We start from the raw sequence: 12183 nt of genomic DNA, 5'->3' as shown, positions 1-12183 counted from the left end.
AACCTTAGGGCGTATCTATCAACTTAAATATGAAAAGTTGATTCTTGGTTCAGATACGATGAACAGCTGTCCATTCTTTTCTTCAAGACCTACTCGAAAGGTGTTTGGGTTTCCTGGTATGGTAATATCAACAAATTCGGGTGTGTCATTGTGTTTATCCAATTTAAATTCTACATAAGTGTGCGTACCAACATGAAAACGCCGAAGTATTTTTTGATGCTTAACTTCACAAAAGATCGCCTCGTGTACATTTATGCTTGTAAGCTCCTTCCCTAATAGGGAGCGTAACCGTTCTATCACATCTGCCTTACTGATCATTTTCTTCTTTCCTTTCACAAATAAATCCATATTGCTTGGTTCAAAGGTTAGCTTTGTTATACATTCATTGTATACATCAAACTCAAAGAAGCAAACATTGTTTCATGACAAAAGTCGAGAGAATCCTATTGATAAACAGGTTTAATAAAATTTAAGGTAATTTTATGGCTAATAAATATATAATGATAGAATAAAATGACACCATAAAAATCGGAATATTTTTATGGAAACTACGATAATAAATAGATATAGAAGATCCTTATAGAGGGAATGTGCAGAATGACTGTTGAATTAATGATAAATGCAGAGCTTTGTTACCGGCAGGCCGAGGAAAAGGCCGAACAATATTTTCAAACACTTAATAATGAGATTGAAAAAAAAACCTATGCGAAAGCCTTAATGGAAGATATTCATTCGTGGAAACACAATCATATTCGTCATCATTCTCTATTATCCATGTTCTCTAATCGAGAGAAACGTGCAAGTTCAAAAGGGTATCAAAGCTACCTTCAATGGCTAGAGCATACTGGTAAACTGGAGAACTACTTGGACCGAAGTATTTCTTATCTGTATATGCGAGACCTCGGAAAATCTCTGAACTCTGTCGAAACGCAAGCTAGTATTAGCCGCACGGTAAATAGTTGGAAGGAAAGTATTCTTTTAAATGGGGAAAACGAGAATGACCTATTAGGTATGGCGGTCTTGTACCGTAAGGCCAGGGAGGAAGGTATTGAGTTAACCATGATCTGGTTAATAGGAAAGTTGAAGACCGTTTCAGAGAATATTCCAGAGGGGATGGAAGCTGAGCATGCTCAAAGGAAGCTGATCAAAATAATTGCTGGTGTCCTTATGCATGTTCTTGAAGAGATGGATGACAAGCAACCTTCTAAAGAAAGGTCTAGAAAGCTGGTTGAAGCGATCAGGCTAGGATATTGCTATGGTTTAACCTATCCGTTTATCGACGATCTTCTTGATGCGAAGCTGTTATCGGATGAAGAGACGAAGAGGTATACGGATTTGATTCGCACGACACTAACGACAGGGACTGTGCCAGAACTAGGTGTGTGGCCAGGAAAGCACGAACCATTAATTCGTTTTATTCATCAAGAATTGGGCGATGCTTTTGAGTATATTAAAGCTCATCAACGACCTGAATCCCTGACTGTATTTTTCGAGCAATCGTATGTTTTTTTCCAATCTCAAGAAGTAGATCGGCTGAGAGAGTTATCTTATGCAGCTTATACAAATAAAGATTTGTATGTACCAGTCATTTTAAAATCATCTTCCTCACGTTTAATTGCTCGGTCCGTCCTTGATGCTCCTCAAGATGAAGGGTTTTCGGATCGAACGTTCTATTATGGTATCTATAATCAGTTAGCGGATGATTTTGCAGATATATTTGATGATTTGAAGGATGGGGCAGTCACTCCTTATACCTACTATATGAAGTATAAGGGTGTGCGTAGTGATTTAATCAATCCTTTTGAAATGTACTGGACCGTTATCTACTACCTTATACATAAGGTCTTTCAGTCAGATAAGAAAACATGTGAGGTCATTTTGGATCGGGCTATCAATGGCTTAAAACGCTTTAAAGAAAAAATGGGTACGAAGAAATACAAGGAAGTAATGGAGATGTTTGCAACAGAAAATCAAATGTTTAATCGTCTCATACAAAAGATGGTTAGAAAAGCGGATGATGTGGATTTCTTTGATAAGCTACTTCGAGATCATATCATTACGTCACTGAGAAACGAGAGGAAAGAGCAAGAGGAATTTTTGAATACCATTGATGAGTTCCGGGATGAAATCAATCACATCTTACCTATAGCTCCTAACAAGGATATAGCTGTATCAAATCAATCCATTATTGAAGCAGCTAATTACAGCCTTAAGGGCGATGGGAAACGGCTTCGGTCCATCATGGCTTTGGTCATGGGGGTACAAGGCTTTGGTTTAAGTAAGGAATCCATTGTTCCTTTATTAAAATCATTGGAATATTTGCATACTGCTTCTCTTATTTTCGATGATCTTCCTTCTCAAGACAATTCAGATACTCGAAGAGGGCGGCCAACCCTTCACCACGTATATGATATGGCTGTAGCAGAAATAACGGGTTTATTTTTGACACAAAAAGCGATAGAAGAGCAAGCATCTCTATATGCTTATAAACCCCAAACCGTGTTAAAGCTAATCCATTACTCAGCACAAATGACAGAAATTATGTGCCAAGGGCAGGCGATGGACCTTGGATCCAAAGGAAAGTATTTAAGCTTAGATGACCTGAATCATCTGAGTATGTATAAAACAGGATTAGCGTTTGAAGCTTCCTTAATTATGCCAGCCATTCTTGCGGAGGCAAAAGAACCAGAAATGGTAGCTTTGAAAAAATACGCTCACCATGCCGGCATTGCCTTTCAAATCAAAGATGATCTCCTTGATGTAGAAGGAGATGTGAACCTGCTTGGAAAGCCTACAGGACAAGATACAGGAAATAATAATTCTACATTTGTCTCTATCTTAGGTAAAGATAATGCAAAAAGGGAAATGTGGGAGCACTACTGTCAGGCAACGGAAGCTTTACAGGAGATTCCAAGAAATATTCCTTTTTTAAAGCATTTATTGAATTATATCGTGAACCGTGATCATTAATGATTCCTAAAAAAGGGGTCATTTTTTTACCTATGAAAATATTGATTGCCCTACAGCTGGTAAAAATATATAATAAAAGTTGTATTAGGGAAACAATTGTTTATGGGTGAAATTTTTAAAGTTTATGGCACATTTTTTATATGAGCACATATCCTTTATAAAGATTAGTGAAATATATAAAATTTTTTATTGAAAAAGTTTGATTAAGGAAACATATTGTCTTTAATCCAAATACCTTTAACTATAATTAAGGAGGAAAATACAATGACGGAGAATCTGTTGTTTGCTTTTGGTTTAACATTAATGGCAGGGTTGGCCACGGGGATTGGTAGTATATTAGCGTTTTTTACTTCTACAACAAACACAAAGTTTCTTTCTGTTACTCTAGGTTTCTCGGCAGGTGTGATGATCTATGTATCTATGATTGAAATTTTCGTAAAAGCGAAAGATGCACTTGTAGGTTCTATGGGAAATGTGTTAGGTAACTGGATGACCGTGGCGGGTTTTTTCGGAGGGATGTTGTTAATTACATTAATTGATAAATTTATCCCTAAACAAGGAAATCCACATGAGTTGAAAAAAGTTGAGGATATGAAAGAAAAACCAAACAATCAGGCCCTGTTAAAAATGGGAACTTTTACCGCGCTGGCGATTGCCATTCATAACTTTCCAGAGGGAATAGCGACGTTTACTTCGGCTTTGCAGGACCCTGGTTTAGGGATAGCGATTGCCGTAGCCATTGCCATTCACAATATACCAGAGGGAATTGCTGTTTCGGTGCCTGTTTATTTTGCCACTGGTGATAAGAAAAAGGCATTCAAACTGTCATTTTTATCCGGACTATCAGAACCAGTTGGTGCGTTAGTTGCTTATTTATTTTTGATGCCTTTCTTAAACGATGTAATGTTCGGCATCATCTTTGCCGCTGTGGCAGGAATTATGGTCTTTATTTCACTTGATGAATTATTACCTGCCGCGAAAAGATATGATGAAACTCACCTATCCATCTATGGGTTAATCGGTGGAATGGCGGTAATGGCACTCAGTTTGTTATTATTCATTTAGTAAAAAGGCTTTCGACATTTGGTCGAAAGCCTTTTTTATGCTTATTCTACAATTTCTAAGGTTACTTCGATATTTCCCCTAGTTGCTTTTGAGTACGGACAGAAATGATGAGCTTTTTGAACTAAGTCTTCTAATACAGCTCTTTCAATTCCAGTACCTTTTACTTGGAGTGTTACACCAAGCTTAAAGCCTTGGTCGGTTTCATCTTTTATAAGGCTAACGTTTGCTGTTACTTGTGATTCAAATTTTACACGTTCTGATCTTGCCATAAATTGAAGGGCTCCGTCAAAGCAAGCAGCATATCCTGCAGCAAATAACTGTTCAGGATTGGTAGCGCTTGGCAAGGATTTCGCTCTTGGTGTTCCTGGCATTGCGATATCAAGATTAATGGCACCTTCAGGGGATTGAACTTTTCCTTCTCTACCTCCAACTGCAGTTACACTAGAAGTGAATAATACGTTTGACATAGAAATCATCCTTTTAAATGTATTTTTTAAAATTAGATTGTGCAAAATTAAATAACCTATGTGTTTATGATAATAGATGAGATATTAGTTGTCAATAATATAATTGTGCAAAATTAATTGAATTGACGATAAGGAATGGGTGCGATATGATTTTATAAAATTAAATTTATGATCAGTTTATGAAAAAGTTGAGGGATGAATCATGAAGTATGACGATGAACTTGTGAAACTTGAAGACCATTTATGTTTCTCTTTATATGCTTGTTCAAGAGCAATTTTTCGTTTGTATCGACCGTTTTTAGACGAATTGAATGTAACCTACCCACAATATTTGGTGTTGCTCGTGTTATGGGAAAGGAAGCAAAGTACAGTGAAAGAATTAGGAGAACTTCTAGGCCTTGATTCTGGAACATTAACTCCTATGCTAAAAAGAATGGAAGCAGCGGGTCTCGTCGAACGCAAAAGATCGGCTGAAGATGAGAGGGTTGTGATGATTACTATTACGGTGGAAGGAAATCTCCTTAAAGAGAAGGCAGTTTGTATCCCCCGTTCACTTTTAGAATCAACAGGAATGACAGAGGAAGAAGTTATTACAATAAATAATGTGATAAAAAAACTACTTCAAAAGGTGAATACAGCTAGTATGAAATGAATGGTCATACCGACGAGGCTTAGAGAAAAATAATTAATTGTTCAATGAGAAGTCCTTCCGTTCGGTTGGGCTTTTTGAATGTCACTGCCTCATATCCTGAATATATCTATCATTTTTAGCCAACATATAGGTTGAAAGAATGATCAGGAGTGAGTGCTTTGAACAGATTTCGGTTGTTTTTAGTTGTAACGGTAATGTCATTTTTTCTATCTGGCTGTGTATTTAATGAAACGGAGAATCAGCAAGTTCAAACAAGCCAAGCTAAGGCTAGAATCTTAAATGATGAAACAGAAAAGGTAGATCACACGATCAGGGTCTCACAACTTGCAGAACAATATGTCGAGAAATTAGAAGAAGTAGAACGGGCTAATGTTATTTACTCCAACAATAATGCGTATGTTGCAATTAAACAAAACCAATATAATAGTCTGTCAGATGTGTTAAATCAGAAGATAGCTGACCAGGTACGAAAAGCAGATAATAAAATTCATAAAGTGTACGTTTCTGTAAATCCTGATTTTTATACGACGATGAACAATTATGCGAAAGATATAAGGTCCGGAAGAGACAAAATTAGCTTATACCGAGATTTTTCTAATACAGTTATGAACTTTTTTGGAATCGAAAGTGAATAAAAAACACACTCGTCTTTGTGGAGATGAGTGTGTTTGTCTAGTATTTTATGGAAGGATATTTCCAGCTGCACGATAAATACTATACCATTCTTCACGAGTTAGTTGGACCTCGCTAGCTTGGATGCAATCCTTTAATCTATCTAAATTCGTTGTACCCACAACAGGTTGCATCTTTGCAGGATGACGTAAAATCCATGCAATCGCAATCGTTGTATTGCTTACATTGTATTTTTCTGCAAGTTGATTAATTTGTTGGTTCAATTCAGGGAATTTTTCATTCCCTAAGAAAGTTCCTTCAAAGAAACCGTATTGGAATGGAGACCATGGTTGAACCGTAATGTCATTTAGACGACAGAAATCAAGAATGCTGCCATCGCGATTAATGGCTGATTCATTTTCCATATTGACATTAATTCCACTAGAAACCATCGTGGCATTTGTGATACTAAATTGTAGTTGGTTGGCGACAATCGGTTGCTTTACGTACTTTTTCAGAAGTTGAATTTGCATCGGATTTTGGTTAGATACACCGAAATGACGGACCTTTCCTGATTCTTCAAGGATATCAAAAGCTTCGGCTACTTCTTCAGGCTCAACGAGTGCATCTGGTCGGTGTAGAAGAAGCGTATCTAGATAATCCGTTTGTAGGCGCTTTAAAATGCCATCCACTGACTCTAAAATGTATTCTTTAGAGAAATCAAACATCCCTTTTCTTATGCCACATTTGGATTGAAGAATCATTTTTTCACGAATATCATCATTCATGTTGATAGCATCGGCAAATATTTCTTCACAAGCACCACCACCATATATATCGGCATGATCAAAGAAGTTTGCTCCTTCTTCTAATGCTGTTTTTATGAAACGCTCCACCTCTGATTTTTCAAGTGCACTTATTCGCATACAGCCTACTGCAACAACTGGTACCTCTAATGTGCTATTTCCTAGTCTAATCGTTCTCAAGTGTGTTTCCTCCCAAATGTACGATAGGGTAATTGTTGAATGAATAGTTCCCAATTCTCCTATTATCAACTATTAACCAATCATAAGCATAATGTGCACGCTTTCACGAGTGTGTACAAGCATATTTTGCCATACCTTAAGGCTATATTCAACTTTTACCTCTCATTTGGGAGAAAACAAAAAAGACCCTCTATTTTTAATAAGAGAATCTTCTATGTTGCCACTTTTTTGGGGAAAACAATGGTAAAACAAACTAGATCTTTATCAATTTTTACTTGTAAGTCACCATTGTATTTTTGTGTAATTTCTTAATAATCGAAAGTCCAAACCCTCTACTTCTACTTTGTTCTTTCGGTTTAGTGGATTGCTCAATCTGAAAAAACGTTTCGTCAAATTGCCTTAAAGTACTCGAATTTTTTACTTCTATGACAAACGTCCGTTGTAGCTCTTGCATTTCAACAGAGATTTTACGTTGGTCTTCTGGTAATTCCATTGTGGCGTCATAGCCAATATCTAACAAGTTACTCATTAAGCGAATAAAGTCGGTTGAGGAAATCAATTTCATAATCTCCTCGCTTGAAATGTTTAGCGAAAACGCAATGTGATCTCTTTTGAACTTTTCCATTTTCGTAAAAAGAACAGAGGCAAGGATCGGATTATTAATTTTTAATACGTGATTGTTTACTTGAATGTCACCAATTAATTCTTTCACGTAGTTTTCCGTTTCGGTGTAATTCCCGATTTTTAACAATCCAGAAATAACGGTCAAATGATTATTCAGGTCGTGGCGATCTGACCGGACTGAGGCAACTAACGAATGAAACTCCTTTTCATGTGTAGTCTCAGTTAGTTGAACCTTTTGTTTGGTCTCTCTTTGATAGATCGTGCCTATGATAAATAAGGAAGCAATGTTTAATAAGATAACGATAAACATGCTAGCAGGAACACCTAGGATAAACGTGGTTTCCTTCATAATATATAAAGAACCAATAGACATAAAGGTCAAAAATATTTGAAGCAGTACAACAAAAATTAATGGAACAATTCCTTTCATTGGAACCTACTAGCTAGAAACGGGATTTTTATGTTCTTTTTATAGAAGACATATGCAGCCAATGCCATTGGAAGATTCGATGCATTCGCAATTAATATACGTTTCCATGGACTTGCCAATATGGTTTCAATATTTAAAGAAAATAATTGCGAGTACAAAAGAATAAAGGCTGTTTGAAATGTGAAAATGGAGATATAAAAGATTAAAGCAAATAAGAATCCTTGAGTGATTTTCCGTTTTAAGAATAGAGTGACCAAAAGAGCAACAACAACAAATAGTAAGTATACCTTAAACGAAAAGGTCATATACTGATCTGCATAAAATGCTATTGCAGAATATAAAACGGATAATAATAGATATGATTTTCTATTTGCTTTTATAGGAATCCCAAGTAGGACAAAAGTTAGTGCAACTGCGGCTAGTCTCCAATAGGAGTATTAGAAATGATCGGATCAATGGATGAGATTTATTCTATCATGTTTGTAGATAGGGATTAGATTCAACATACCATTGGAGAGGAAACCCCTAAAGTATTAGTAGATTGTTTAAAGCAAATCGATGAATATTTTAAGGGAACTCGCCAAGTATTCACTTTTCCTTATAAATTAGAGGGAACAGAATTTCAGCAAACAGTGTGGAAGTCATTAGCCAATATCCCGTTTGGTGAAACAGGAACTTATAAGGAACTTGCTATTAAGATTAACAATGAAAAAGCAATTAGAGCAGTTGGTCATGCAAATGGTAGAAACAAGCTAAGTATTGTCATCCCCTGCCATCGAATCATTGGATCCAGTGGAAAGCTTACAGGCTATGCGGGAGGCTTGTGGCGGAAGGAATGGTTGCTTCAGCATGAACATGAAGCATTTATGGGGAAAAATTAATCGGAATCTCTTATCACAAAGGTGATAGAGCTTTTTTGTTTTCTATTAATAGAATTTAAAGAGGGATGAGTGGAGGGGATGATTCAGACAGTCTAAGCATTGCAAGGAATGGCGGAGTCCGAATGCGAGGCTGATTCGGACAGCAAAAGCATTGCAAGGGGTTACGCAGTCCGAATGCGAGGTTGATTCAGACAGTCCAAGCATTGTAAGGAATGGCGGAGTCCGAATGCGAGGTTGATTCGGACAGTCCAAGCATTGTAAGGGATTACAGAGTCCGAATGAGGAGTTGATTCAGACAGCAAAAGTATTGTAAGGGAATACCGAGTCCGAATGCGAGGTTGATTCGGACAGTAAAAGCATTGCAAGGGAATACGGAGTCCGAATGCCGGGGTGATTCGGACAGCAAAAGCATTGTAAGGGAATACCGAGTCCGAATGCGGGGTTGATTCGGACAGCAAAAGCATTGTAAGGGAATACCGAGTCCGAATGCGGGATTGATTCAGACAGCAAAAGCATTGTAAGTGAATACAGAGTCCGAATAAGGGATTAATTCGGACATTCGAAGCAATATATGGAATTTCGTACAGCCCAAGCAACGGCAGGAATTATCGAGTGTGACTCTAGTATTCCGCCAGCGGATCTTCTTTTTCTACTCTATCGGTAACAATTGAATGGGGCTCCCATTATACGCCTTATTTTTACTAACTTGGACAAGCGCCGATGCAAACTCTCTCTCATCTTCATATATCTGTAAAAGAATGATTATGATAGGAGGGAATTTGATTGTTCGGGTATTCAATGGTCCAAATGGTAAGAACTCATGCGGATAAATTGGAGCGACCATTAAGGGAACAAATATTAAACTTGTATAAACCCTTTAAATGGACGCCTTGCTTTTTGCATAACATGTTTGAAGGGATGTTAAAGATAGGTAGAAAGTACTCGGTGATTATTGAATTTCAGGAAGGGTGTTACGACGCTGGGTGTAAAGAAGTAGATGAAGTGATGAATCATCATATGAGAAATAAAATTAAGAGTCATTTTCCTAGAGTTTCCTGCTGTAGTGCTGATATAACTCCTAGTGGTTTAGACGAAATGCTCAATAGTTGTCATCATATTAAAAGAGTGTATCTCAATAGTGAGGTAAAGGCTTTTCTTAATGTAGCAGTACCCTCTGCCAATGCTCAAAATATTGTTAGAAACGGTACAATATTAACTGGTAATGGGGTGAAAATTGCCATCATCGATACAGGAATCTATCCACATCCAGATCTTTCAGGTCGAATTACAGACTTTGTTGACCTTATCAATAATCGAACAGAAGCGTATGACGATAATGGACATGGTACGCACTGTGCAGGAGATGCTGCTTCTGCATCTGTCAATTATCCGGGACCTGCTCCAAGGGCCGATTTGGTAGGAGTAAAGGTGCTAGATAAATTGGGGTCAGGTTCACTTGAAACCGTGATGCAAGGGGTGGACTGGTGTATTCAATATAACGAAAATAACCCAAATAATAAGATCGATATCATCAGTATGTCGTTAGGAAGTACCGCGCAAAAATACCGTTCTGAAGATGATGATCCAATGGTTAAGATGGTAGAGGCAGCGTGGGCATCTGGAATCGTTGTTTGTGTGGCGGCTGGGAATGAAGGGCCAGAAAAAGGTACGATTGCTAGTCCAGGATTAAGTGACAAAGTGATAACGGTAGGTGCGCTTGATGATCGGAATACGGTAGAGAGAAACCACGATGATGTTGCGAGCTTCTCCAGTCGTGGACCAACCATCTATGGTGGAGTAAAACCAGATATATTAGCACCTGGAGTCAATATCGTTTCATTGCGATCGCCAAATTCCTATTTAGATAAATTGCAAAAAAGCAGTCGAGTAGAAAATGACTACACTACTTTATCGGGTACTTCGATGGCCACGCCCATTTGTGCAGGGGTTGTTGCGTTAATGAAAGAAGCAAATCCAAGTCTAACACCTGATAAAATCAAAGAATTATTAATGACTAACACAGATGTTTGGCGAGATCGAGATAAGAATATTTATGGTTACGGTTATATTAATGCAGAAAGATCTATTCCAGAGTAATGGTCGATAAATAGCTGCCGATTCCTGCATCTAGGATCAAGAGAGTCCGTACTTCTTGATTGGGAGGTCAGGTTAAGCATCCGTGCTGATAAATAGAAGGAAAAATTCCGCTTATATAATAATTTTTATTAAAAATTGGTTAAATAGACGGAGAAATTCCGTCTATTGACTCTAAAAGTTCAAAAATGAGAGAGTTTGCAGTGCATAACCGGAAAATCTTCCCTTATTCACCCCGAAACGGGCCTTCATTCTGCAACTAACCGGAAAACCTCCGCTTATTTCTTTAAGGCTTTGTATTCCTAACGAAGGAAAGCTCCACTTCCGTCAGTGGAGCTTTTTTGTATTAAAAGATATTCAACCAAAAAATATAATTGACAATGAGAATCATTATCGATTATATTAAAGTTATTAATAATGATAATCATTTTCAATTAGAGGGGGAAAACAGTGAAAATATTTATTGGCTATGTAAGTATGTCCGGTAATACAGAGGATATGGCGAATATTTTGAAGGAACCTCTTCTTGAATGTGGATGTGAGGTAGATCTACTTGATTTAGAAACAGTAGATATACATTCTTTAAAAAGCTTCGATTGCATCTTTCTTGGTGCGTACACCTGGGGAGATGGGGATCTGCCATACGAGGTCGAAGAGTTTTTCGACGAACTCAAAAAACTACATTTAAATGGAATAAAGGCTGCATGCTTCGGCTCAGGTGATACACTCTATCCTAAGTTTTGTATGGCCGTGGATATAATGGCATCAATACTTAAGGAACAGGGCTGTGATGTATTTGAGGAAAGGTTAAAGATAGAACTAAGTCCTGAAACAGACGAGGAAGTAGAAGAATGCAGACAATTTGCGAAGTCATTTTATCAATGGGCTAACAAGGGGGAAAAGCTTACATATGTTTGAAAAAGGTGAATGGTTCTTGCAGTATCCCCTTTCACACAGTATTTATAAGCTAGTATGTATTTCCCCATTTATATTTGGAATAGGGGACAATGGGTTAATTGTTTGATATAACCCTTATAACAATAAATGGACACATACCTTCTTCCCAACACCCCAACGACTTTGGGTCTAGCTGGTCTTGTTTACATCCTTTTAAAGAGTTGTCGATTAAACCATTCATCCGTTCCCTATTTTTATATAAAAATCACTTATATATTGGTACTCAAATTAATAAAGAATCAGGTGGTTTGTGGAGTTTCTCTTAGTTAAAAGCTTTAAGGAGTGGGTCTGGGTTAACCAGATCCACTCTTTTTGTACAAAGATAAGAAAGTATAAAAATTTGGGTCTACCACAGTCATTTAAGCTGTGGTATTTTCATTTTATGGAGACCAATATATTGAGAAGAATATTTTTTGATAAACACCAACATTGGGAAGCTTTCAAA

At 37.3% G+C, this 12183-nt stretch carries 11 protein-coding genes and 1 pseudogene; 7 read left to right on the top strand and 5 right to left on the bottom strand.

The window, feature by feature from the left end; genetic code table 11:
* Nucleotides 1–18: 18 nt before the first annotated feature.
* Nucleotides 19–318: a hypothetical protein gene (locus ACFFHF_RS08780; protein ID WP_160547346.1), complete on the bottom strand. Its 300-nt coding sequence runs from the start codon at nucleotides 316–318 to the stop codon at nucleotides 19–21.
* A gap of 279 nt (nucleotides 319–597) precedes the next feature.
* Here ACFFHF_RS08780 and ACFFHF_RS08775 point away from each other — a divergent pair, with 279 nt between their 5' ends.
* A complete protein-coding gene (locus ACFFHF_RS08775; protein ID WP_160547347.1) occupies nucleotides 598–2970 on the top strand; it encodes a polyprenyl synthetase family protein in 2373 nt (790 codons plus the stop codon).
* A gap of 264 nt (nucleotides 2971–3234) precedes the next feature.
* Complete coding sequence (gene zupT / locus ACFFHF_RS08770) at nucleotides 3235–4035, top strand: zinc transporter ZupT (protein ID WP_160547348.1); 801 nt, start codon at nucleotides 3235–3237, stop codon at nucleotides 4033–4035.
* Between the two features lie 41 nt (nucleotides 4036–4076).
* Here zupT and ACFFHF_RS08765 read toward each other — a convergent pair whose 3' ends face one another.
* Nucleotides 4077–4502, bottom strand: coding sequence for an organic hydroperoxide resistance protein (locus ACFFHF_RS08765; RefSeq protein ID WP_119706840.1), 426 nt, complete (start codon nucleotides 4500–4502; stop codon nucleotides 4077–4079).
* A gap of 202 nt (nucleotides 4503–4704) precedes the next feature.
* Here ACFFHF_RS08765 and ACFFHF_RS08760 point away from each other — a divergent pair, with 202 nt between their 5' ends.
* Both ACFFHF_RS08760 and ACFFHF_RS08755 read left to right on the top strand, forming a co-directional pair.
* Nucleotides 4705–5154 carry a MarR family winged helix-turn-helix transcriptional regulator gene (locus ACFFHF_RS08760; protein ID WP_377057901.1) on the top strand — a complete coding sequence of 150 codons (450 nt, stop codon included), beginning with the start codon at nucleotides 4705–4707 and terminating at the stop codon, nucleotides 5152–5154.
* Nucleotides 5155–5312: 158 nt separating this feature from the next.
* Complete coding sequence (locus ACFFHF_RS08755; protein ID WP_377057899.1) at nucleotides 5313–5789, top strand: YhcN/YlaJ family sporulation lipoprotein; 477 nt, start codon at nucleotides 5313–5315, stop codon at nucleotides 5787–5789.
* A 45-nt stretch (nucleotides 5790–5834) separates the two neighbouring features.
* Here the strand turns inward: ACFFHF_RS08755 and ACFFHF_RS08750 are convergent, their stop codons facing one another.
* The 3 genes from ACFFHF_RS08750 to ACFFHF_RS08740 form a co-directional block, all read right to left on the bottom strand.
* Nucleotides 5835–6752, bottom strand: coding sequence for an aldo/keto reductase (locus ACFFHF_RS08750; RefSeq protein ID WP_377057898.1), 918 nt, complete (start codon nucleotides 6750–6752; stop codon nucleotides 5835–5837).
* 271 nt (nucleotides 6753–7023) lie between these two features.
* Entirely contained in the window at nucleotides 7024–7806 is a 783-nt protein-coding gene (locus tag ACFFHF_RS08745) for a sensor histidine kinase (RefSeq protein ID WP_377057896.1), read from the bottom strand.
* Nucleotides 7803–8111: a hypothetical protein gene (locus ACFFHF_RS08740; protein WP_377057895.1), complete on the bottom strand. Its 309-nt coding sequence runs from the start codon at nucleotides 8109–8111 to the stop codon at nucleotides 7803–7805. Before ACFFHF_RS08740 ends, ACFFHF_RS08745 begins: the two co-directional genes overlap by 4 nt.
* Nucleotides 8112–8249: 138 nt before the next feature.
* Between ACFFHF_RS08740 and ACFFHF_RS08735 the strand changes: the two are divergent.
* From ACFFHF_RS08735 to ACFFHF_RS08725, 3 genes and pseudogenes are all read left to right on the top strand, one after another.
* Nucleotides 8250–8687: pseudogene (locus ACFFHF_RS08735) on the top strand (methylated-DNA--[protein]-cysteine S-methyltransferase).
* Nucleotides 8688–9470: 783 nt separating this feature from the next.
* Nucleotides 9471–10784: a S8 family serine peptidase gene (locus ACFFHF_RS08730; RefSeq protein ID WP_160547355.1), complete on the top strand. Its 1314-nt coding sequence runs from the start codon at nucleotides 9471–9473 to the stop codon at nucleotides 10782–10784.
* A gap of 447 nt (nucleotides 10785–11231) precedes the next feature.
* Nucleotides 11232–11699, top strand: coding sequence for a flavodoxin (locus tag ACFFHF_RS08725; protein WP_340902572.1), 468 nt, complete (start codon nucleotides 11232–11234; stop codon nucleotides 11697–11699).
* Nucleotides 11700–12183: the final 484 nt, after the last annotated feature.

It is taken from the genome of Robertmurraya beringensis (assembly GCF_042433785.1).
Taxonomy (GTDB): domain Bacteria; phylum Bacillota; class Bacilli; order Bacillales; family Cytobacillaceae; genus Robertmurraya_A; species Robertmurraya_A beringensis.
This window is presented reverse-complemented; position numbering and strand designations above follow the sequence as displayed.

Bases quoted from the DNA above. Each gene is read 5' to 3' on its own strand.
- ACFFHF_RS08775 (WP_160547347.1), top strand. From the start codon at position 598: ATGACTGTTGAATTAATGATAAATGCAGAGCTTTGTTACCGGCAGGCC.
- ACFFHF_RS08780 (WP_160547346.1), bottom strand. From the start codon at position 318: ATGATCAGTAAGGCAGATGTGATAGAACGGTTACGCTCCCTATTAGGG.
- ACFFHF_RS08760 (WP_377057901.1), top strand. From the start codon at position 4,705: ATGAAGTATGACGATGAACTTGTGAAACTTGAAGACCATTTATGTTTC.
- ACFFHF_RS08745 (WP_377057896.1), bottom strand. From the start codon at position 7,806: ATGAAAGGAATTGTTCCATTAATTTTTGTTGTACTGCTTCAAATATTT.
- ACFFHF_RS08765 (WP_119706840.1), bottom strand. From the start codon at position 4,502: ATGTCAAACGTATTATTCACTTCTAGTGTAACTGCAGTTGGAGGTAGA.
- zupT (WP_160547348.1), top strand. From the start codon at position 3,235: ATGACGGAGAATCTGTTGTTTGCTTTTGGTTTAACATTAATGGCAGGG.
- ACFFHF_RS08740 (WP_377057895.1), bottom strand. From the start codon at position 8,111: ATGACCTTTTCGTTTAAGGTATACTTACTATTTGTTGTTGTTGCTCTT.